Origin of the sequence: Tardiphaga sp. 841_E9_N1_2, assembly GCF_051811065.1 — a bacterium.
Taxonomy (GTDB): Bacteria; Pseudomonadota; Alphaproteobacteria; order Rhizobiales; family Xanthobacteraceae; genus Tardiphaga; species Tardiphaga robiniae.
Genome location: NZ_JBPWQC010000001.1, coordinates 2,847,349 through 2,869,660, shown reverse-complemented (window position 1 = coordinate 2,869,660; position 22,312 = coordinate 2,847,349). Strand labels below are relative to the sequence as shown.

Annotated in this window: 18 protein-coding genes and 1 pseudogene; 8 read left to right on the top strand and 11 right to left on the bottom strand. The window is 61.7% G+C overall.

All coding sequences use genetic code 11. The annotated features are described in order from the left end of the window. Positions 1 to 92: 92 nt before the first annotated feature. Positions 93 to 2,969 (bottom strand): EAL domain-containing protein, encoded by a 2,877-nt coding sequence (locus AB8A50_RS13825; RefSeq protein ID WP_439078012.1) that lies wholly within the window; start codon positions 2,967 to 2,969, stop codon positions 93 to 95. Positions 2,970 to 3,092: 123 nt separating this feature from the next. Next, entirely contained in the window at positions 3,093 to 4,088 is a 996-nt protein-coding gene (locus AB8A50_RS13820; RefSeq protein WP_093756808.1) for an NAD(P)H-quinone oxidoreductase, read from the bottom strand. A 109-nt stretch (positions 4,089 to 4,197) separates the two neighbouring features. Between AB8A50_RS13820 and AB8A50_RS13815 the strand changes: the two genes are divergently transcribed. From AB8A50_RS13815 to AB8A50_RS13800, 4 genes are all read left to right on the top strand, one after another. Next, positions 4,198 to 4,389 carry a DUF1192 domain-containing protein gene (locus AB8A50_RS13815; protein ID WP_089265408.1) on the top strand — a complete coding sequence of 64 codons (192 nt, stop codon included), beginning with the start codon at positions 4,198 to 4,200 and terminating at the stop codon, positions 4,387 to 4,389. Between the two features lie 573 nt (positions 4,390 to 4,962). Continuing rightward, a complete protein-coding gene (gene rcdA / locus AB8A50_RS13810) occupies positions 4,963 to 5,475 on the top strand; it encodes a protease adaptor protein RcdA (protein ID WP_089265407.1) in 513 nt (170 codons plus the stop codon). Between the two features lie 86 nt (positions 5,476 to 5,561). Beyond that, positions 5,562 to 6,647: an acyltransferase family protein gene (locus AB8A50_RS13805; protein ID WP_439078010.1), complete on the top strand. Its 1,086-nt coding sequence runs from the start codon at positions 5,562 to 5,564 to the stop codon at positions 6,645 to 6,647. Positions 6,648 to 6,971: 324 nt separating this feature from the next. Further along, a complete protein-coding gene (locus AB8A50_RS13800) occupies positions 6,972 to 7,805 on the top strand; it encodes a MipA/OmpV family protein (RefSeq protein ID WP_439078009.1) in 834 nt (277 codons plus the stop codon). A gap of 50 nt (positions 7,806 to 7,855) precedes the next feature. Here AB8A50_RS13800 and AB8A50_RS13795 read toward each other — a convergent pair whose 3' ends face one another. Both AB8A50_RS13795 and rpmE read right to left on the bottom strand, forming a co-directional pair. Next, positions 7,856 to 8,479 (bottom strand): TetR/AcrR family transcriptional regulator, encoded by a 624-nt coding sequence (locus tag AB8A50_RS13795; RefSeq protein ID WP_439078008.1) that lies wholly within the window; start codon positions 8,477 to 8,479, stop codon positions 7,856 to 7,858. A gap of 179 nt (positions 8,480 to 8,658) precedes the next feature. Beyond that, entirely contained in the window at positions 8,659 to 8,889 is a 231-nt protein-coding gene (gene rpmE, locus AB8A50_RS13790; protein ID WP_089265403.1) for a 50S ribosomal protein L31, read from the bottom strand. 192 nt (positions 8,890 to 9,081) lie between these two features. Between rpmE and AB8A50_RS13785 the strand changes: the two genes are divergently transcribed. Further along, positions 9,082 to 10,944: an ABC transporter ATP-binding protein/permease gene (locus AB8A50_RS13785; RefSeq protein ID WP_439078006.1), complete on the top strand. Its 1,863-nt coding sequence runs from the start codon at positions 9,082 to 9,084 to the stop codon at positions 10,942 to 10,944. 21 nt (positions 10,945 to 10,965) lie between these two features. On the opposite strand, the gene AB8A50_RS13780 is transcribed toward AB8A50_RS13785, so the two are convergent. From AB8A50_RS13780 to AB8A50_RS13770, 3 genes are read right to left on the bottom strand one after another with little or no spacing between them, the layout of a single operon-like run. After that, the gene (locus tag AB8A50_RS13780; RefSeq protein WP_439078005.1) at positions 10,966 to 11,412 is read right to left on the bottom strand and encodes a GNAT family N-acetyltransferase; all 447 of its coding nucleotides are present in this window, start codon (positions 11,410 to 11,412) and stop codon (positions 10,966 to 10,968) included. Between the two features lie 4 nt (positions 11,413 to 11,416). Next, the gene (locus AB8A50_RS13775; protein WP_439078003.1) at positions 11,417 to 12,448 is read right to left on the bottom strand and encodes a peptidoglycan -binding protein; all 1,032 of its coding nucleotides are present in this window, start codon (positions 12,446 to 12,448) and stop codon (positions 11,417 to 11,419) included. A 3-nt stretch (positions 12,449 to 12,451) separates the two neighbouring features. Beyond that, positions 12,452 to 13,462, bottom strand: a complete 1,011-nt coding sequence (locus tag AB8A50_RS13770) for a flagellar motor protein MotA (RefSeq protein ID WP_089265399.1) — start codon at positions 13,460 to 13,462, stop codon at positions 12,452 to 12,454. A gap of 167 nt (positions 13,463 to 13,629) precedes the next feature. Here AB8A50_RS13770 and AB8A50_RS13765 point away from each other — a divergent pair. The 3 genes and pseudogenes from AB8A50_RS13765 to AB8A50_RS13755 all read left to right on the top strand — a co-directional run. After that, positions 13,630 to 13,868, top strand: a pseudogene (locus tag AB8A50_RS13765) (SAM-dependent methyltransferase); the annotation flags it as partial. A gap of 236 nt (positions 13,869 to 14,104) precedes the next feature. After that, complete coding sequence (locus tag AB8A50_RS13760) at positions 14,105 to 15,319, top strand: efflux RND transporter periplasmic adaptor subunit (protein WP_089265398.1); 1,215 nt, start codon at positions 14,105 to 14,107, stop codon at positions 15,317 to 15,319. Positions 15,320 to 15,329: 10 nt separating this feature from the next. After that, a complete protein-coding gene (locus AB8A50_RS13755; RefSeq protein WP_439078001.1) occupies positions 15,330 to 18,488 on the top strand; it encodes a multidrug efflux RND transporter permease subunit in 3,159 nt (1,052 codons plus the stop codon). A 65-nt stretch (positions 18,489 to 18,553) separates the two neighbouring features. On the opposite strand, the gene AB8A50_RS13750 is transcribed toward AB8A50_RS13755, so the two are convergent. The 4 genes from AB8A50_RS13750 to AB8A50_RS13735 all read right to left on the bottom strand — a co-directional run bounded on the left by AB8A50_RS13750 (position 18,554) and on the right by AB8A50_RS13735 (position 22,237). Beyond that, positions 18,554 to 19,345, bottom strand: a complete 792-nt coding sequence (locus tag AB8A50_RS13750) for an inositol monophosphatase family protein (protein WP_089265396.1) — start codon at positions 19,343 to 19,345, stop codon at positions 18,554 to 18,556. Positions 19,346 to 19,447: 102 nt separating this feature from the next. Beyond that, positions 19,448 to 20,518, bottom strand: a complete 1,071-nt coding sequence (locus AB8A50_RS13745) for a tetratricopeptide repeat protein (protein ID WP_439077999.1) — start codon at positions 20,516 to 20,518, stop codon at positions 19,448 to 19,450. A 7-nt stretch (positions 20,519 to 20,525) separates the two neighbouring features. Then, positions 20,526 to 21,209: a thiamine phosphate synthase gene (locus AB8A50_RS13740; protein WP_439077997.1), complete on the bottom strand. Its 684-nt coding sequence runs from the start codon at positions 21,207 to 21,209 to the stop codon at positions 20,526 to 20,528. 2 nt (positions 21,210 to 21,211) lie between these two features. After that, a complete protein-coding gene (locus AB8A50_RS13735; RefSeq protein WP_439077996.1) occupies positions 21,212 to 22,237 on the bottom strand; it encodes a class I fructose-bisphosphate aldolase in 1,026 nt (341 codons plus the stop codon). Between the last annotated feature and the right edge of the window lie 75 nt (positions 22,238 to 22,312).

Here is a 22,312-nt window from a genome sequence, read left to right as displayed (position 1 = left end):
AATTGCTAAACGCGAATCGCACAATCTCTCCTTGCAGAGGGCAAGAGGTCGCAGGTGCGCAGGTATAGTTTACGAGTGGTATCCGGCTCGAGTCAGCTCGCCGCTTCGAGCCGCTCTTCCGTTAGCATGCGCATCGCCGCATCCGCATCCATCGGCTCGCCGAAGGCAAAGCCCTGGGCGTATTCGCAGCCAAGCTGATACATCTCCACCGCATCCGAATCTGTCTCGACGCCTTCAGCGACGACGTCCATGCCGAGATCGTGGGCCATCGCGATGATGGATTTGAGGATCACCGGGCGGGTGCCGCGCGAGGTGGTGCGAACGAAGGACTGGTCGATCTTCAGCGTGTCGAACGGGAAGCGCTGCAGATAGGATAGCGACGAGTGGCCAGTGCCGAAATCGTCGAGCGAAAGGCCCGTACCGAGTTCGCGGATCCGGTGCAGCATCTGCGCTGCATGTTCCGGATTTTCCATCACCAGCGATTCCGTGAGTTCGAGCTTCAGCGTGCCGCGCGCGACGGACGAGCGTGACAGCACCGTGCGGATGTCATGCAGGAGATCGTGGCGCAGCAGCTGCCGTGATGACACGTTGACGCTGGCGAAGATCGGTTCGCGCGAGCGCATCGCGCGCTGCCAGATCGCGAGCTGCCGTGCAGTCTGATCCATCACGAACATGCCGAGATCGATGATCAGGCCGATCTCCTCGGCGATCGCAATGAATTCCGACGGCGACATCCGGCCGAGCTTCGGATGATCCCAACGGGCCAGCGCTTCGAAGCCGGCGATCGAGCGATCTTCGAGCCGCACGATGGGCTGATACAGGATGGTGATTTCCTGGCGCTCTATGGCGCGGCGCAGTTCGGATTCGAGCGTCAGGCGATCCGTTTTGCGGGCGCGCATTGCCGGTTTGTAGACGTCGATACGGTCGCCACCGATCCGCTTCGAATGATACATCGCAAGCTCGGCATCCTTGATGAGCTCGTCGGTCAACGGTACCGAGGGATCAGAGAGCGCTAGGCCGATCGAGGCCGTGAGGAAGATCTCGCGATCGTTGAAGGCAATCGGCGCGCGGATGGTCTTGCGGATGGTTTCGGCGAAGGCGGTGATCTTCGCTGCGTCTTGTTCGGACATCAGGATCAGGCCGAACTGATCGCCGGCGAGGCGGGCCAGCGTGTCCTGCGGCTTGAGGATGCGGGTGAGGCGGCGGGCCAGCGTCAGCAGGATCGAGTCGCCGACGGCTATGCCAACGGAATCGTTGACCTGTTTGAAGCGATCGAGATCGATCACCATGATGGTCGGCCGCATGGTCGGCACAGTCTTGGAGAAATTCGCGACGGCGTTGAGGCGGTCGATGAACAGCTTGCGGTTCGGCAGACCGGTGAGATTGTCGTGCACCGAGTCGTGCAGCATGCGTTCTTCGGCGTTCTTGATCTCGGTGACGTCGGTGAGGGTGCCGACCACGCGTGACACTTCGCCGTCGGAGCCCACCACCGGGCGTGCTTTCAGCGCGAACCACATGAAGTGACCGTCGGGGGTGCGCAGGCGGAAGTCCTGCACGAGGCGGCCGCGACGCTGGTCGAGCACGCTGTCCAGCGCCGCCCGGAAGCGGTCCTGATCGAGCGGGTGGAGCACTTCGAGCCAGCTTGCGGCAGGGCCTTCCAGCGTGCCGCGCTTGAGGCCAAGCAGCGCTTCGGTCTCGGGCGAGGTGAACACTTTGTCGGCGGAGACGTCCCAGTCCCAGATCAGGTCGCCGGAGCCGGTCAGCGCCAGCGCGCGGCGCTCGACGTCCGAGACGATGCCGTTGGTGGCGCCGCCGCCTGCGAAAGCATGCTGCATCACCGTGAAGCCGATCAGCATCACGATCAGTACGAGGCCACCGAGCAGCGCCGGGCCGACGATGTCATTGGTGACACTGCCGGCGACGGTCATGCCCGCGGCAACGACCCAGACCACGAGCAGGAACCAGGTCGGGATCAGCAACACCGCGCGGTCGAAGCCATGGGTGGAGAGATAGACGATCAGCGCAAAGCCGGCGAAGGCGATCAGCACCAGCGAGATGCGCGCGATGCCTGAGGCGACGGCAGGATCGAACAGCGCTAGACCTACGAGAGAGCCAAGGAAAGCCAGCCAGCCTAGCGTGATGTGCGAGTAGCGGACATGCCATCGACTGAGATTGAGATAAGCAAACAGGAACACCAGCAGCGTCGCCGCCAGGATCGCTTCTCCCGAAGCGCGCCAGACACGCTCGGCGCCTTGGGACATGTCGAGCACCTTGCCCCAGAAGCCGAAGTCGACACCGATATAGACCAGCACAGCCCAGGCCAGCGCCGCGGCGGCCGGGAACATGATGCTGCCCTTCACGACGAACAGGATCGTCAGCACCAGCGCCAGTAGGCCGGAGATGCCGATGACGATGCCTTGGTACAGTGTGAAGGAGTTGACCTTGTCCTTGTAGGCTTCTGGCTCCCACAGATAGAGCTGTGGCAGCTTGTTGGTGCGCAGTTCGGCGACGAAGGTGATGACGGCACCCGGATCGAGGGTGACGCGGAAGATATCTGCGGTGGCGCTATCCTGACGTTCCGGACGGTCGCCGGTCGACGGCGTGATCGTCGCAATGCGCGAGAGGCCAAGATCGGGCCACAAGAGGCCGGACGACACGATGCGATAATGCGGCGCGACGATCAAACGATCGAGCTGATCGTCGGTGTTGTTGGCGAGCGCGAACACCACCCAGTTCTGACCGGCTTCGCGGCCACGCACCTCGATGCGGCGAACGATGCCGTCGGTGCCGGGTGCGGTGGAGACCTGGATGCGGTCGGTGTCGCTATGCTGATATTCGAGGATGCCGGTGAGATCGATCGCAGGCGCGTCACCGCGGACGCTGACAGCGTCAACAGCCTGTGCCGGTGCTGCGGCAACAACAATCATCAGGCCGAGCGCGAGCGGCGCGAGCCACCTGATCAAACGCAATGTCATTCTCCGCGATCAACAAAACATCGACCCTGCGTCACGCAGAAGCAGGGCCATTTCCCGACGCGCGATAAATGACATGAAAGCGAGATAAATCAAAGGGTTTCCGGCTGTTCTCCAGCCCTAAACGACCAACACAATTTTGCCAATATGTGCGCTGGTTTCCATGCGTTTGTGCGCGTCCGCAGCCTTTTCCAGCGGGAAAGTGCTGTCCATCAGGGGCTTAACCTTGCCAGACTTGAGCAGCGGCAGGACATTGGCCTCGATTGCCCTGACCATGGCGGCCTTGTCGGCATTGGTGCGGGGGCGCAGAGTCGAGCCGGTATAGTGCAGCCGCTTCACCATGATCTTGGCGGCGTTGATGGTGGCCTTCGGGCCGTTCAGCACCGCAATCTGCACGATGCGGCCATCGACTGCGGCGGCATCGAAGTTTTTCTCCACATAATCCGCGCCCACCATGTCGAGGATCAGCTCGACGCCGGTCTTGGTGATTTCCTTGACGCGTTCGACGAAGTCCTCGGTCTTGTAGTTGATGGCGTGATCGGCGCCGAGCTTGAGGCAGGCATCGACCTTATCTTGGGAGCCGACGGTGACGATCACCTTGGAACCTAGCGCCTTGGCGAGCTGGATCGCCATGGTGCCGATGCCCGAGGAGCCGCCATGGATCAGCACGGTTTCGCCGGGCTGCAAGCCGCCACGTTCGAACACGTTGTGCCAGACGGTCATCAGGGTTTCAGCGGTGGCGCCGGCCTCGGTCATCGAGAAGCCTTCGGGGACCGTCATCGCCTGCGCATCCTGCGCGATGCAATATTGCGCGTAGCCGCCGCCGGCGACCAGCGACATCACCTTGTCACCGAGCTTGTGTTTGGTGGCGCCTTCACCGAGGGCGACGACTTCACCGGAGATTTCGAGGCCGGGCAGATCGCTGGCGCCGGGCGGCGGCGGATAGGCGCCAGAGCGCTGTGCGACGTCTGGACGGTTCACACCGGCGGCTGCGACCTTCACCAGGATTTCGCCGGGACCCGGCTTTGGAACGGGGCGCGTTTCGGGAATCAGCACCTCGGGGCCGCCCGGTTTGCTGATACCAACGACGGTCATTTGCGTGGGCAGCTTTTCCATGATTTGTCCTTGCGGGGTACGGGATGTCGGCTGGCCATCTGATTAAACAGCTGGATCAACGCTGGCAACATCCGGTGCATATTCGAATTTGAGACGGGGAGGGCCCCAAATGGCGATCGACGACGACGACAAACCGAAGAAGAAGGTCAGCCATGAGGTCGGGCAGGACCTCTCGCTGCTATCGGTCGAGGAACTCGCCGAGCGGATCGCGCTGCTCAATGGCGAGATCGCGCGGCTGCAATCGAGCATGACCTTGAAGCGCGCGACGCGCGATGCGGCGGATCGCTTTTTCAAATCGTGACGGGCTATTGAACGGCGCTCTCCCGGCTCTCTGCCGTCATTGCGAGGTGAAGGAAAGCTGTCCTGCAGCTTTCCTCTTAGCGAAGCAACGCGGCAATCCAGAAGCCATACGCGAAGAAAACTGGATTGCTTCGCTCTGCTCGCAATGGCGGACGAGAGGCCTGTGCAATACCGCCGACGCTTCCTCAGTCGCGATCCCGACATTGTCTCATTCCGATACAGTTTGCGAGGCGTCGCATGGCAAACGGATCGTGAAGAAAGCCCGCGTATTTACGCGCAATTAAGCTTTCTCGCATATTACTTAAATTGTCCTTGTTTGGACACCGAGTGGCTCCTGTCCACTCTGTTTGACGCCTCCCTGTTATCAACTTTAAAGCCGCCGGAAACGGCGGCTCTTTTTTTGGTACTCATGACTTCTTTTGGGGCGTCAGCGATCGTTAAATCGCGTTGGAAACCATAAATACTTCTTTAATTTTACGCCGCTGGACTCTCACGCACGCACGCGTAATGATTTGTTCATCATAAGCCCGCCGTTCAGAGCTGGCTGCGAAACCATTTGCGTGAGGCGTTAACTATGTCGGATCGTTTGCACAGCGAACCCGCTCTCGTTCAGTTTAGCGAGCGGCTGACCAATTCTGCTGCCTTCGGCGCCTTGTTTCGCGAGGGGATGGATCTGGTCGAAGAGACCGCGGCCTATCTCGACGGCGTCGGCCGTAGCGAGGCCAAGGCACTGGATCGCTCCGTCAGCCTGACTTACGCCACCGAAAGCATGCGCCTCACCACCCGCCTCATGCAGCTTGCCTCATGGTTGCTGCTGCACCGTGCGGTGAAGGAAGGCGAGATGACGTTGACCCAGGCCAATCGTGAAAAGACCAAGGTCAAGCTCAGCGCCGCCGATCCGAGTCCGGAAGAAATGCTGCTCAAGCTGCCCGAGCAGCTGCAGATCCTGATCACGCGTTCGATGGTGCTGCAGACCAAGGTTCGTCGCCTCGACATCTCGATCCATGCCGCGACCACCACGCATGCCCCGATCGGCAATCCGCTGGTGCCGCAGCTCAATCGCCTGAAGGCTGCGTTCGAACGCTAATCGCGCGTCCCTCACATTCCTGAACGCTGTTCCTCGCTCGCCGCTCATGCGCTAAACATGAGCTAGGCGCAGCGGGGGCATTTGCGATGGCAGACGATATCAGAGCATTGACCGGGGTGCGCGGCGTCGCAGCCGCTGTCATCGTCGTGTATCATTTCGGTGACGTGCAGCTCGCAACCGGCGGCACCGGCTCATTCTTCCGCATTCCCTACGGCTATTTGCTCGTCGACCTGTTCTTCATGCTATCAGGCTATGTGATGGCGCTGACCTATCGCGACGCTTTCCTGCATCTCACTGGCAAGGCGTTCGCAACCTTCATGCTGAAGCGGGTCGCGCGGCTATACCCCGCCTATTTCATCATTGGCCTGTTCTATGTCGCCAAGATCGCGGCTGGTCTGTCCGGCGAGAAGCTGGAGATGTATTCGGCCTGGGACTGGACCGGCAACCTACTGATGATGACCGGCTGGGGGCTCTATATTTTTCCGATCATCGGCGTGGCCTGGGCGGCGAGCGCCGAGATGGGCTCCTATCTGCTGCTGCCGATCCTGATGGCCTTTACCCAGCGTTGGAGCAAATGGATCGCGGGATTTGCGGTGATCGCGGCGCTGCTCGGCATCTATGCGGTGAGCGTCAGCGGCCGCGGGTCGGGCGGACCGCTCGATGTGGTCAACGGCAATTCGCTTTATCCGCTGCTGCGCGCGGTGGCGGGTTTCACGCTGGGCCTTGCGATCTTCCGCTTTGGTGGCCTCGTCGATCGCCTGTCGGCAACCGTGCAGGATGGTCTGGTCGTCGCGCTTCCGCTCGCCATCATCGCCGTCGGTTTGGCCGATGCGAGCGATCGCTTGATGTATCTGCTGTACATCCCGCTGGTCGCGGTGCTCTCGCGTGATGGCCGGATGGCGCAACTGCTGTTCGGCAACGCGCTGGTCTACCGGCTCGGCATCATCTCGTACTCGATCTATCTGATCCATCCGCTGTTCGTCAGTTTCGCTATCAGGACCTGGCGGCATTTAGGCCAGACTGAGGTTGTCTATATCGCTGCATCGCTGGTCTGTTTCGCCATCATCTGGGCGCTGGCGGAAGTGAGCTATCGCTTCGTCGAAATGCCCGGCCGCAACTGGATCACGCAGCGATTCATCCCGCGGAGAAGCGACGCGCCGGTGAAGGCGTAGGCATCGGGGCTATCAAGTCGGTAGTGCGGCGCGATGCCGCAGACGGCGGCGATCCATTCTTTCAGATATTACTGCCACGCTGCCCGGAAATGTGAGCGATGACGCCGCAGGCACAGCGTCATTTATCGCAAAGCCTTGCCTGAATAGGGTTTCTCGCCAGAGAGCTACACTTCTGATGCCGAGCCAATGCGAGTTTGGAGGAGGCGTCGCGCCAGCTATCTTCGCATTGTTGCGGTGACTCCATGTCGCACGGGAGCAATCGCAACGATGTGGCATTGAAGCGCGGCCACGCCGAAATTCCGCGCCGATCCAAGTAGGAATCTGATGTCTTTGTCTCCTCGTCTGTTCGGTCTCATTGGTGTGTTGGCTTGTCCGGCGGTTGCGGTTGCGGCTGATCCGGTGGTGATGCTGCCATCGGTGCCCTTCGTGCCCTCGGCCTCCGGTGGCTGGACCGTGACCGTCGGGATCGGCGGCGAGATGCAGCCATCTTACGAAGGCGCCGGGAGTTCTGAACTTGCGCCAAAGCCGATCATCTCGATTCGCCGTGCCGGCACGCCGTCCCGTTTCAAGAGCATGCGCGACAATGCAAGCTTCGCCCTGATCGACGTGGGCGGCTTTCGCGCCGGTCCCGTTGGCAACTATAAAGCAGCACGTAAGGCCGCCGATCACAGCGAGCTGCGTGGTTTGAGGGACGTCGATTTCGCGGTCGAACTCGGTGGTTTCGCCGAATACTACGCCTTCGACTGGCTTCGCCTGCGCTCCGAACTGCGCCGCGGTCTCGGTGGCCACGAAGGTATCGTCGCGGATTTCTCGGCTGACGTGATTGTGCCGATCAACGAGCGGATGACCTTTGCTGCCGGCCCACGCTACCGGGTGACGGATGCGAAATATGCGGAGACTTACTTCAGCGTCAACAATATCGAGGCGCTTGCGTCAGGTTTGCCGGTTTACGACGCCAAGGGCGGTTCGAGTTCGGTCGGTGCGGGCGCGCAATTGCGCTACAAGCTCGATCCGCAATGGGAAGTGCGCGGCTATGTCGAATATGACAAGCTGCTCGGCAGCATCGCCGACAGTCCGCTGGTGAAATTCCGTGGGTCGACCAATCAGGTCACCTACGGCGTCGGCGTGGCCTATTCGTTCGACGTCGGCGTGCGATAGCTCGTGCGATAGCGCAGCGTGGCCAATCCGACGCACGCTAGCTCACGCTTCTAGCGCTCCCCGATCAGATAGTACGACAACATCGTATCCAGCTCCTGTTCCAGCTCGCCATTGGCGAAGGCATCCGGACGGAATGCGATCGCCGCATCGAGTGCTGAGCCGACCATTTTCGGAATGAAGAAACTTCCGGCCTCGCGATTGAAGCCAGGGCGGAGCTCGTCGGCATGGTTGTCAAACATGCCGCGCAAGAGCCCTTGCCGCTGCGGAAAGCCGTCGAATGGCCACTGAACAGGGGGACGGCCGGAGGCGGTCTCCATCAAGACCTTCAGCAGCGGCAGCACGCGGGCATGCTGGCTGATCGCGGTGTTCAGACCGGAGCGGACGAATCCACGCAGATCCAGCCCTTCGAATCCTGAAATGGTCTGCCAGATATTTTCTGACATTTGGGCTTCCGTCCGGCCATGGAGGGCCCCGAACAGCGCGGCCCGGTTTGGAAAATACTGATAGAGGGAGCCGATGCTGACGCCGGCGCGTTCGGCGATTCTGTTGGTGGTGGCGCGTTCGTAGCCTTCGTCCACCAGCACGAGGGCAGCGGCGTCCAGGAGGATGCCCACGGTTGCAACGGAGCGCGCCTGACGCGGCTTCTTGCGGTGGTGCCCGGTATTGGTCGGCATGGTCTCGTTGCGCCCCCGCGCAAGATGATGTGGCGCACCTTATAGGGAGGGCAACGGAGGCGGTTTTAAGGTACCGCCATGGCCAATGTCGGCCAGCAACGAAAAACGCCCCTGCTGGCTGCAGAGGCGTTTTGAAAGGCAATCGGATAAGCCTGAAAGGCCGATCTTCCTTGTGAAGATCAATCCTCCTTCTTGAGGAAGCCCGAGAACTTCTTCTGGAAGCGCGACACGCGGCCACCGCGGTCGAGAAGCTGGGTGGTTCCACCGGTCCAGGCTGGGTGCGACCTCGGATCGATGTCGAGGTTCAGCTTGTCGCCTTCCTTGCCCCAGGTGGAACGGGTCTGATACTCCGTACCATCGGTCATAACGACCGTAATGTTATGATAATCCGGGTGAATTTCGGCTTTCATGACGGTTCCTTCGGCGCGCCGGCGCCTGAATCTCTGTGATTTCGATGGCGGATTTGGCCGCTCTATATCGCAGGAACGTGCGGGAGACAAGGACTCCCGTCGTGGATCATTGCCCACGCAATTGACCTAGGTCATTTGCCTCGGGGCCCGCTCCGGCCTATCTCAGGGCAACGACAAGAACGGTTATAAATCATGAGTGCAGTCGAACGGCTTGAGATTCCCCGCGCCGCCAAGCCGACGCTTCCGCAGGCCGATCCGGTGCTTCCGGAGCCGTCGCTGGCGGATACCGTTGTGGAGCCCCAGGTACAACCCAGCCGAGCCAAATTGCGGCCGCTTCTGGCGTTGGCGCCCTATGTGGCGCGGTATCGCGGCCGGGCCCTGCTGGCGCTGGTGTCGTTGACCGTTGCGGCTGTGACCACGCTCGTCGTCCCTGTGGCGGCACGGCGGATGATCGACTTCGGCTTCAGCCCCGAAGGCATCGCGATGATCAACAACTATTTCAGCGTCATGATCGCTGTGGTGGTCGTGCTCGCGCTGGCCAGCGCGGCCCGTTACTACCTCGTCATGACCATCGGCGAGCGCATCGTCGCCGATCTGCGCCGCGACGTGTTCCAGCATCTCACCGCGCTGTCGCCGTCGTTCTTCGATACGTCGCGCTCCGGCGAACTGGTGTCGCGGCTCACGGCCGATACCACGCAGATCAAGTCAGCGGTCGGCGCGTCCGTATCCATCGCGTTGCGCAACCTTGTGCTATTTCTCGGCGCGGCAGCCATGATGGTCGTTTCTAGCCCGAAGCTCTCCGGCTTCGTGCTCGCGGCGATCCCGCTGATCGTGATCCCGCTGGTGGCCTTCGGGCGCTGGGTGCGGCGTCTGTCGCGCAACGCGCAGGATACGCTGGCGGAAGCCTCGGCCTATGCCGGCGAACTCGTCGGTTCGATCCGTACGGTGCAGGCCTATACCAACGAGCAGCTGGCGAATGCGCGCTTCGGCAAGGAGGTCGAGCAGGCCTATGACGCCGCACGTGGCTCGACCCGTGCGCGCGCTGTGCTGACCGCGGTTATCATCTTCATCGTGTTCTCCAGTGTCGTGGGCATTCTCTGGGTCGGCTCGCATGACGTGTTGACAGGCGCACTGACACCGGGGCGGCTCGGCCAGTTCGTGCTCTATGCGGCCTTTGCTGCGTCCAGCCTCGGCCAGCTCAGCGAAGTCTGGGGCGAGATTTCGGCGGCGTCGGGCGCGGCGGAACGACTGTTCGAAATCCTCAACGTCAAATCCGCCGTGGTGGCCCCGGCATCGCCGCGGGCATTGCCGCAGCCCGCACGCGGCGACGTCGTGTTCGACAATGTCTCCTTTGCCTATCCGACCCGGCCGGACATCCTGTCGGCCGCTGGCGTATCGCTATCGGTGAAGGCTGGCGAAAAGGTCGCCATCGTCGGGCCGTCCGGCGCCGGCAAGAGCACGCTCTTTCATCTGCTGCTGCGCTTTTACGATCCCAAGGGCGGCGCCATCTCGGTCGATGGCGTGCCGATCCGCGACGCCGATCCGCGCGAGCTCCGCAAGCGCATCGCATTGGTGCCGCAAGACTCCGTCGTGTTTGCAACGACCGCCCGCGAGAACATCCGCTTCGGTCGTCCCGATGCGACGGATGCCGAAGTCGAGCATGCCGCATCGCTGGCGCATGCCACGGAATTCATTCGCCGCCTGCCTGATGGATTTGAGGCGCAGTTGGGCGAACGGGGCGTCACGCTCTCGGGCGGCCAGCGTCAGCGCATCGCCATCGCACGCGCCATCCTGCGCGATGCACCGCTGCTGCTGCTCGATGAAGCGACGTCTGCGCTCGATGCCGAATCCGAGACGCTGGTGCAGACCGCCCTGGAAGAGCTGATGAAGCACCGCACCACGCTGGTGATCGCCCATCGGCTCGCCACCGTGCTATCCTGCGATCGCATCCTCGTCATGGATCATGGTCGTATCGTCGAGCAGGGCACACATGCCTCACTGGTCGCGGTGAACGGGCTTTATGCCAGGCTGGCAAGGTTGCAGTTCGGGGTGTGAGTGTCGACGATGGGAGGCTTGCTACGGCTTCCATTCCATCAGGTCGACGGCACGGCCTGACGTGTTTACTTCATCGCCCGTTTTGACGAAGCCGTTACGCATATAGAATTTGATTGCGCGGATATTGTCGGCATTGACCTTCAGCGTCACGCCGGTTGGCGATAGTCGTTTGGTTTCATCGACCAGCGCGCGGCTGACATCTGATCCCCATTGAGCGGGGCTGACCACCAACTGATCGAGATAACCCGTGCCGTCGATGGTGACGAAGCCGACCAGTGCGCCGTCCTGCTCCGCAATCACGATCTGCGCTACGGGTACCAGTTCGGTCCGCCATCGGTTGCGCCACCAGTCGACGCGGGCGTCGAAATTGATCGAGGGATAGGCCTGCCGCCATGTCTCCAGCCACAGGGCGATAGATGAGTCTTCATCGCTTTCGCGATAGGACCGCAGTTGGAATGCCTCAGGCATGCCGTCAGCGCTCGGTGAGCTTGAGTTCGATGCGACGGTTGCGCTTGTAGGCTTCCTCAGTCTGCGCCGTATCCAGCGGCTGGTTTTCGGCAAAGCCGGCGGCGACGAGGCGTTGTGCGGGGACGCCGAGCGAAATCAAATACTGCACCACCGAGATTGCGCGCGCCGAGGACAATTCCCAGTTCGATTTGAACAGCGGGCTGTTGAGGATCGGCCGCGAGTCGGTATGGCCATCGACGCGCATCACCCAGGCGATCTCGGATGGAATTTGCTTGTCGAGTTCGATCAGGGCACTGGCAACCTTGTCCAGTTCGGCGCGGCCTTCGGGAAGCAAAGCCGCTTGGCCGACATCGAAGAATACTTCGGACTGGAACACGAAGCGATCGCCGACAACGCGAATGTCGGGGCGGTTGCCGAGAATGGCGCGCAGCCGTCCGAAGAATTCGGAACGATAGCGCGACAGCTCCTGAACGCGCTGCGCGAGTGCGACGTTGAGGCGCTGGCCAAGATCGACGATGCGGCCCTGCGATTCCTTGTCGCGTTTCTCGGACGCCTCCAGCGCTTCTTCGAGTGCCGCGAGCTGGCGGCGCAGCGCCGAGATTTGCTGGTTCAGCACCTCGACCTGCGCCAGCGCGCGGGCCGAAAGCTGCTTCTCGGAATCCAGCGCCTTGTTGAGCTCGGTGTTGCGGCCTGCGGCATCGGAACCGGCACCGGCGAGACCGTCATACAGTCCCTTGATCCGGTCGCGCTCCGATTCCGCGGCGGACAGCCCGGCGCGCATCTGAGATAGCTGCTCGTCGAGATTGAGCTTGTCGAGCTTCTCCAGCGACAGCAGATCGTTCAGCTGAGCCAGCTTAGCGGTGAGCTGTTCCAGCGCCTTGTCCTTGCCGGTGACCTCCTGCGACAGATAGAATTGCACGACAAGGAAGATCGACAGCAGGAAGACGATCGCAAGCACCAGCGTCGACAGCGCGTCGACGAAGCCCGGCCAGTAGTTGAATTCGGAAGAGCCGCGGCGATTGCGTGCCAATGCCATGGCTCAGTTCTTCTCAGGTTGGCGAGCGATGTGTTCCAGCAGCTTCTTGATCTCGCGGCTCTGCTCGCCCTGGCCATCAGCCCATTCGCGGATCATCTCCTGCTCGCTGCGCATATGCGCCACAAGGCTCTGGATCGCATCGGCGAGATTGGCCATGGCGGTCGTGGTGCCACGGTTGTTGTTGCCGTCCTCGATGGAGCGACGCAGGCGCTCGATGGCATCCTGCAACTCGGCCGGGGTGCCGGATGAGGTAACGGGGGCTGTCTCGCCGGAATATTCCTTCACGGTGGAAGCGAGCCAGTCTTCCAGATCGGTATAGAACCGGTTTTGCGCCTGGCTGGATTGCAGGTCGAGGAAGCCGAGGATCAGTGAGCCGGCGAGGCCGAACAGCGATGACGAAAATGAGATGCCCATGCCGGCGAGCGGCGCGGCGAGGCCTTCCTTCAGCGTGTCGAACAGCGAGCCGGCATCGCCGCCGACCTTGAGGCCTTCGATCACCTTGCCGACGGAGCCAACGGTCTCGATCAGGCCCCAGAAGGTGCCGAGCAGCCCGAGAAATACGAGGAGGCCGGTCATATAGCGCGAGATGTCGCGGGATTCGTCGAGGCGCGTCGCGATCGAATCGAGCAGATGCCGCATGGTCTGCTGCGAGATGGTCATACGGCCGGTACGCTCGCCGCCGAGGATCGCAGCCATCGGCGCCAGCAGGGTCGGGCGTCGGTCCAGCGCGAGGCCAGGATCGGAAATCCGAAAGCTGTTGACCCACGAGACTTCCGGATAGAGCCGGATGACCTGCCGGAACGACAGGATAATGCCGATCGCCAATACCGCGCCGATCAGCGCGTTGAGCCCGGGATTGGCAAAGAAAGCGAGAACGATCTGCTTGTAGAGCACGGTCATGATCAGACCGCAGAGCACCAGAAACACCAGCATTCGGACCAGAAAGATCCGCGGCGATGAGAGCTTGGTCAGTTCGATTTCCATCGCGGAGCGGGAGGAGGAGCCAGGCGCCATGTGCTGATCATCTGCATGCGAGGAAAGGTTCGACGCGCAATATGGCACAGCCCCGCGACAAAAAAAGATCGGATACCGCCGGAATCAGCGATGTCACCGGGAACTTCCAGTTGAGACCCGGCGCGATCTGCCGCGTATTTAGAAAAGACCTTTCTGTTGAGCCGTTTGTGGAGAGGGAGTGGCGCTGGAGCGGCACGCGCTACGCACGCACGGCGAATGACTGGCTCGACAATTTCGATCGCCATCGCGACGAGATCGAACGCATCCTACGTCCGGTATATGGACGCAACACCACATATGGATGCGGCGCTGGCTGGTTCTTTGTGCAACCGCGGGCTTGTTTGTCTATGCGGATGGAAGCAAATGGGGGGGCGTGAGCCACTATCGAATGGCCCCCGTTAACTAAATGTGTGCCGGTTCCATCCGATTCACGTTCGCGTGAGCCTCGAAAGCCTTTGTGAGTTCAATACGATAGGCCGTGTGGCAATGCGCCGCCTCGATATGTATTGCGCCGCAGCACCGCGGTTTTTATTCTAAGCTATCAAAGAAGTTCGATAAATCCGGCTACGCGCATGAAGACCACAGAGGTCCGGCGTATCCGTTGATGCATGTTCGAATTCGCAACTTGGGATATCAAAGTAAATGACGATGTTGAACGCACGCTCTGCAGGCTTCGCGCTTCTGCTGGCGGGACTCGCGCCCGTGCTCGCAGGATGCAACGAACCCAAGGACGCGGTGGCGTCTGCGCCGCCCCAGGTGAGCGAGCCTGAAGTCAGCATCATTTCCGTCACGCAACAGCGACGTGCGCTGGTTCGCGAATTGCCCGGACGTATTGCGCCGACGCGCGTTGCCGATGTGCGTTCGCGTGTGTCGGGTATTATCATCGAGCGCGCGTTTCATCAGGGCACCGAGGTGAAGGCGGGTGACACGCTGTATCGCATCGATCCGAAGCCGTTCGAGGTGGAATTGCAGTCCGCAAAGGCGTCGCTTCACAAGGCGGAAGCTGCCTATGACCTCGCATCGATGCAGGCCAAGCGCGTGTCGGGTCTTGCACTGCAGAAAGCAGTCTCCGAAGCGGAAGCCGAGAAAGCAGTCGGTGCGCAGCGTCAGGCTGAAGCCGAGATTGCATCCAAGAAAGCCGACGTCGCGCGTGCGCGCCTCAATCTGGACTATGCAACCATCCGCGCGCCGATCGACGGCATTGTCGGAGCCGCTCTGGTGACCGAAGGTGCGCTGCTCGCGCAGAACGACAATACGAATCTCGCCACCATTCAGCAGCTCGATCCGATCTATGCTGATTTCACGCAGTCGGTGTCCGAATTGAATAACTTGCGCCGCTCTTTCGAGACCGGCGATCTCGAGCGGATCGCGCCTGGCGCGGCCAAGGTGAGACTGATGCTTGACGACGGCACGCTCTATTCGCTGCCGGGCAAGCTGCTGTTCTCCGAAGCCAAGGTCGACACCTTCACGGGGCAGGTAACGCTGCGCGGCGAATTTCCGAACCCGAAGCGTGAGCTGTTACCGGGCATGTATGTCCGCGTGCAGATTGAGCAGGGCATCGACACCGATGCCATTGCCGTTCCGCAGCAGGCAGTGCAGCGTAATGGCGGTGGCGGCGCCGAAGTGTTCGTCGTCAAGGATGACGGTCATGTTGCGGTCCAGATGGTACGAACGGGTGCCGTGCAGGACGGTCAGTGGTTCGTGACCGAAGGCCTGAAGGGTGGCGAGCGCGTCGTGGTCGAGGGCTTCCAGAAATTTGCTGCAGGCGACAAGGTCAAGGCGACCGCCTGGACTGACGCGAATGCCACTGCGGGCCTTCCGCCCGAGGGGCAGAAAACCACTCAAGCGCGTCCCTGAGTAAATCGACATGGCTAGTTTTTTCATCGACAGGCCGATTTTTGCCTGGGTCGTCGCGCTTTTCATTTGTCTGTTCGGCGCCATCGCGATTCCACAGCTGCCGATTGCGCAGTATCCGATCATCGCGCCTCCATCGATTTCGATCTCGACCAGCTATCCCGGTGCGTCTCCGGAGAATCTCTACAACAGCGTGACGCGGCTGATTGAAGAGGAGCTCAACGGCGCTGCGGGCATCCTGAACTTCGAATCGACGAGCGATTCGCTGGGTGCCGTCGAAATCATCGCAAACTTCCAGCCCGGCACCGATACCAGCCAGGCGTCGGTCGAAGTGCAGAACCGCCTGAAGCGCGTGGAAGCGCGTCTGCCGCGTGCCGTGATCCAGCAGGGCATCCTGGTCGAGGAAGCCTCTGCCGCGGTGCTGAACATCATCACGCTGCGCTCCACCGATAACAGCCTGGATGAAGTCGGCCTCGGCGACTTCATGATCCGTAACATCCTCGGTGAAATTCGTCGTATTCCCGGCGTCGGCCGCGCCTCGCTGTATTCCACCGAGCGCTCGCTGCGCGTCTGGGTCGATCCCGCCAAGCTGGTTGGCTACAACCTGACCTCCGACGACGTCAACAAGGCCATCACGGCGCAGAACGCCCAGGTTGCCTCCGGTAGCGTCGGTGCCGAGCCGTCGACAGCGACCACCAAGACGTCGTCGCTGGTGCTCGTCAAAGGCCAGCTCTCCACGCCGGAAGAATTCGGCGCGATTGTGCTACGCGCCAATTCCGATGGCTCGACCGTGCGGCTCCGCGACGTCGCCCGTATCGAGATCGGCGGCCTCAGCTACCAGTTCACCACGCGCCTGAACGGCCAGCCGACGGCCGGCCTGTCGGTGCTGATGTCCCCGAAAGGCAACGCGCTGGCGACAGCCTCCGCGATCGAAGCCAAGATGAAGGAGCTGTCGAACTTCTTCCCTGCAAACATTGCCTATGACATTCCGTACAACGTCACGCCGGTGGTCAAAGCATCGATCATGAAGGTGGTGATGACGCTGATCGAGGCGGTTGTCCTCGTCTTCATCGTGATGTTCATCTTCCTGCAGAATTTCCGCTACACGCTGATCCCGACCATCGTCGTGCCCATCGCGCTGCTCGGCACCTGTACGATGTTGTTGTTGGCCGGCTATTCGATCAACATGCTGACCATGTTCGGCATGGTGCTGGCTGTCGGCATCCTCGTCGACGATGCCATCGTCGTGGTCGAGAACGTCGAGCGCATTATGAGCGAGGAGGGGCTTCCGCCGAAGGAAGCCACCAAGAAGGCGATGGGCCAGATCTCCGGCGCCATCATCGGTGTCACGCTGGTGATGATCGGCGTGTTCGTGCCGATGGCGTTCTTCCCCGGCTCAGTGGGCATCATCTACCGCCAGTTCTCGGTCACCATGGTCGCCTCGATCGCGTTCTCCGCGCTGCTGGCGCTGTCGCTGACGCCGGCGCTTTGCGCAACCTTCCTGAAGCCGATCAAGGAAGGACACGGCCATGCCAAGAAGGGCGTGTTCGGCTGGTTCAACCGCAAGCTCGACGCTACCCGCGACGGCTATTCGAGGACGGTGGGCTGGTCGATTCAGCGCACCGGACGCTTGCTGATCGTCTATGTCGCGCTGCTCGTCGGACTGACCTGGGGCTTCATGCGGATGCCCGGCGGCTTTCTGCCGATCGACGATCAGGGCTTCATCACCACTGACGTGCAGACGCCGTCGGACTCCTCGTTCGCTCGCACCGAGGGCGCCATCGAGAAGGTCGAGGCATATCTGAAGAAGCGTTCCGGCATCGAGAGCGTCGTGTTTCTCACCGGCTTCAGCTTCCTCGGCCAGGGCATGAACACCGCGCAGGCCTTCATTACCCTGAAGGACTGGGCGGAGCGCCCGCCGGGCGATTCCGCGGCGGCGCTTGTCAACGATATCAATCGGGAATTGTCGTCGATCCGCGACGCCAAGATCTCCGCTTTGCAGCCGCCTCCGATCGATAACCTCGGCAACTCTTCAGGCTTCAGCTTCCGCCTCCAGGACCGCGGCCAGAAGGGGTTCGTCGCGCTTAATGCTGCATCCGACAAGCTGATTGCAGACGCCAATGCCAGCCCTGTGCTGCAGAAGGTATTTGTAGAAGGCCTTCCGCCGGCGCCATTGGTCAATCTGATGATCGACCGTGAAAAGGCCGGCGCCTTCGGCGTCACCTTCGAGGACATCAACAGCACGATCTCGACCAATCTCGGCTCGAACTACATCAACGACTTTCCCAACCGGGGCCGCATGCAGCGCGTCGTAGTGCAATCCGAGGCCGCCAACCGGATGAACGCGGCCGACATCCTGAACTACAATGTCAAGAACAGCCGCGGACAACTGGTGCCATTCTCGTCATTTGCCACAGTGGAATGGGCAAAGGGTCCGACCCAGATCGCTGGCTTCAACTTCTATCCGGCAGTTCGAATTTCCGGCGAAGCACGGCCCGGCTTCACGTCCGGCGACGCCATCAAGGAGATGGAGCGTCTGTCGGGCCTGTTGCCGCGCGGTTTCGGCTTCGAATGGACCGGCCAGTCGCTGCAGGAGAAGCTGTCCGGCTCGCAGGCGCCGTTCCTGCTCGCGCTGTCGGCGCTGGTGGTGTTCCTGGTGCTCGCAGCGCTTTATGAGAGCTGGACGATCCCGGTGGCCGTGCTGATGACGGTGCCGCTCGGCATCGTTGGCGCCGTGCTGGCGGCGAATTTGCGTGGCCTGCCGAACGACGTGTACTTTACGGTCGGTCTGATTACGATCATCGGTCTCGCGGCCAAGAATGCGATTTTGATTATCGAATTCGCCAAGGACCTGCGCGCGCAGGGCAAGTCACTGGTGGATGCCACGATGGAAGCCTGCTTCCTGCGCTTCCGCCCGATTGTGATGACCGGCCTCGCCTTCATCTGCGGCGTGTTGCCAATGGTCGTTGCATCGGGCGCCGGCGGTGCCAGCCAGCAGGCGCTTGGTACGTCGGTGACCGGCGGCATGATCGCGGTGGTGATCCTGGCGCTGCTGATGGTGCCGGTGTTCTTCGTGTCGGTGCAGCGGCTGTTCTCGCCGGACAAGGCGCCGAAGACGGAAGACGCAAAGCAGGACGCGCCGACCGCATCGCCGTCCGTGTCGCACAGCTAAGGCAATCAAACGAAAAGCCCGGATGGCGCAACGCCATCCGGGCTTTTCTATTCGAGCGATCAATCTTACTTCGTCAGCGGCCGCAGGATCTTCGTCAGAGCGCCGTGGACGAACTCGTTGCCGGCAACGACGTTGCCGGTCGTCAGCACATCACCACCATTGATATCGCCAACAGTACCGCCGGCTTCCTTGATCAGGATCAGGCCGGCAGCGATATCCCAAGGCTGCAGGTTGCGCTCCCAATAGCCATCGAGGCGACCGGCTGCGACGAAGGCCAGATCGAGCGAAGCCGCGCCGAAGCGGCGCAGGCCGGCGACCTTCGGCTGCAACGCGGCCATTTCGTTGCGTGACAGTTCGAAGTCGCCGCGGCCGATATGCGGCAGGCCGCAGGCGATGACGCATTCGTTGAGCTGCTTGCGGCCGGCGACGCGCAGGCGGGTGTCGTTGAGGAACGCGCCCGAGCCCTTCTCGGCCATATAGAGCTCGTCATTGGCCGGATTGTAGATCAGGCCGGCAATCACCTGACCTTCGCGCGCCAGACCGATCGAGACTGCGAATTGCGGGATGCCGTGCAGGAAGTTGGTGGTGCCATCGAGCGGGTCGACGATCCAGGTGTGGCTCTTGTCAGTACCCTCGCGGTTGCCGCCTTCCTCGCCGAGGAAGCCATAGCCCGGGCGGGCCTTGTTGAGGTCCGTATAGAGCATCTCCTCGGCCCGCTTGTCGGCGAGGCTGACGAAATTGGCGGGGCCCTTCATCGAGACTTGCAGGTTCTCGATCTCGCCGAGGTCGCGCTTCAGGCTGCGGCCGGCGCGGCGCGCGGCTTTCACCATCACGTTCATAAGGGCTGAATTGATCATGCGTTCGTCTCACGACGACCTGACGGCAGGTCTGATTGGGGGTTGCTGAGGCGATGGGTGCCCTGCGGGCGGCATCTCGTCAAGGCAAGATCGCTACAGGGGTCATTTCTGGGTCGTGCCCAGCCACTTCTTGGCGGCTTCCTGGGCCTTGGTCTTTTCCTCGGGGGTGGCCTGGGCCAGAAGCTCGTCGAGCATCAGGTCGCCCTTTCCGGCGGTTTTGGCGACGATGTGCCATTTCAGACCTTCCAGCCGCTCGTCTGTATTGGTGCGGAGCGCCAGCACCCGGGCGAGGCGATTCTGGGCGATCGGGCTGTTCTGTTTGGAGGCTTTGCGGAGCAGGGCGATGGCCGCAGCCTCGTTCTTGGGGGTTCCCGTGCCGTTATAGAGCGCAATGGCATATTCGACCTCGGCGTCGACATTGTCGGCCAGGGATGCCGCCTGGAGCAGGCGGACCGCCTTGTCGATGCTTTTCTCGACGCCGGTGCCTTCCTTGTAGAACGTCGCCAGCGCGTATTGCGCTTCGGGGTTACCGGCATCGGCGGCGACGCGGAGCAATTCGGCCGAACGCTTGACGTCCTGCGGCAGCGTCTGTCCGTCGAGATAGAGCAGCGCCAGATTGTAGGCGGCCTTCGGATTACCGAGCTTGGCGGAGGATGCCAGCAGCTTCACGGCCTCATCGCGTTTGCCGACATTGCCGCGATCCGACAGTCGCAGCATCGCCAGCGCGAACATGGCCTCGCGGTCGCCGCGTTCCGACGCGCGCTGATACCATTCTGCAGCTTTCGCATAATCGCGTTTGACGCCCAATGCATTGGCATAGAGTTCGCCAAGCATGGTCATCGCCTTCGGATCGTTGTTCTCCTGCGCGCGCTTGCTGGCGAGGTCGAAAGCGGTCTTGTACTGGCCGCGTTGATAGGCGCCATAGACCAGATCGGCATTGGGGTCAGTTGGTGCAGCTTCTGCAGGCTGCGCGGACTTTTCAGCAGGCGGCGTAGGAGCTTTCTTCGCGGCTGTCGGCGCTTTCGCCGGTGCCGGCGCCTTTTTTGGCGCTGCCTTGCTTGCAGCCGGTGGCGGCGTCTGCACGCCCGGCGGCGTCAGCGAAATCTGCGCGGACGCGCAGGCCGCCCAGGCAACGCAGCTGGCAATCACAGTGAGGGAACGCAGAATTTTCATTCCGGCGTTATTCCTGTTCGACCTTGGACTGCCCCGAGACGAGCGTCGCGTATCCCTGCTGGATTGCCTTCTCTGCGTCCATCAAGGCTGCAGCAGCGCCGCGCGCGTCGTTCCAGATGACGTCGCCGACCAGCACGAAGTCAGCGCCGGCAGCTGCGAATTCCCTGGCCTCATCGAGCGTTGTGGCAAAGCCTACGCAAGGCGGTTCGAACAATTCGGCCCACCAGTGAAGGCGCTCGACAATGGCGTCAGCCGATGGGCGCTGGCCGTTCGGGTCGGGTTCGCCGAACAACACGTAATCGGCGCCGGCCTCGCCCGCTGCCATCGCATTATGGCGCGTCGACAATCCGCCGCAGCCTGCAATGCGATCGGGCTTCAGCGAGGGCAGTGCATCCTGCAAGGGAGCAAGACCGGGCAGATGCGCGCCATCGGCGCCGCCGCGTGCGACGAGCTCGACATTGCCTTCGACCAGCATCGCGGCGCCGCTGGTCTGGATGACAGGCGCCAGCGCCTTGATGCGCGTGATCATGGTGCGCTGGTCGGTCGTCGCCAGTCGCACCAGGACGGCAGCGACATCTGCTCTCTCAAGAAGAGCAGGTAGGTTCGCCGCCAGCACTGACGGATCCTCGACGACGGGCGTCGCGAGATAGAGGCGCGGCATCGGCGGTGGCGGGACGGGTTTGGAAGCCAAGATTATAGCGCCTTCTGTTCTTGATCAGTCGTCCACTCGCCCTTGCTGGCGAGTGAATTCATGTGTGCACGATGGGTGAAGGCCTGCTGACCGGCGGGCACATTGTTGGCTTTGCCGGACCATGCCTTTTGCGGCGCTGCCTGAAGCGCGCGGCCATAGGAGAATGTCAGTGGCCAGGGCAGGCTGCCGATCCTGTTCATGGCGTCGAGATGCGCGGTCGCATCCTCATCCGATTGGCCGCCGGAGAGGAATGCGATGCCGGGCACCGATGCGGGCACGCAGTTCTTCAGCATGCGCACGGTCTTCTCGGCCACTTCAGCCACGCCAGCCTGCGTCTTCGACTTCTTGCCAGAGACGGCCATGTTCGGCTTCAGGATCATGCCTTCCAGCGCGACGCGTTGGATCCGCAATTCCTGGAACGTCTTGTTGAGTACGCGCTGCGTCACCTCAACGCAGCGGTCGATGTCGTGATCGCCGTCCATCAGCACTTCGGGCTCGACGATCGGGACGATCTGTGCTGCCTGGCATAGCGCGGCATAGCGGGCGAGCGCGTGCGCGTTGACGGAGATTGCGGTCATCGAGGGAATCCCGGCACCGATATCGATCACCGCGCGCCACTTTGCGAAGCGCGCGCCGCGCGCGTAATATTTGGCAAGACGCTCGGCGAGCTTGTCGAGGCCTGCTGTGACCAGCTCACCGGGACAGTTAGGCAAGGCCTGCGTGCCCTCATCGACCTTGATGCCGGGAATGGCGCCGGCTTCCTCGATAAGCCGCACCAGCGGCGTGCCATCCTTGGCGTTTTGCCAGATGGTCTCGTCGTAGAGGATCACGCCGGAAATGTAGCTGCTCATCGCCTCGCGCGAGCGAAACAGCATTTCACGATAATCGCGGCGGTTGTCGTCCGTCGACTCGACGCTGATCGCATCGAAGCGCTTCTTGATCGTGCCTGACGATTCATCTGCGGCAAGCAAGCCCTTGCCCGGCGCGGTCATGGCGCGGGCGATTTTGTTGAGTTCGGCGAGATTCATGGGCATGTCCTGAGCGGGCTAGTCCTGCAGGTCAATCTAGACCGTTCTCGGGCAAAATCCGAGCATCTGGCCGGC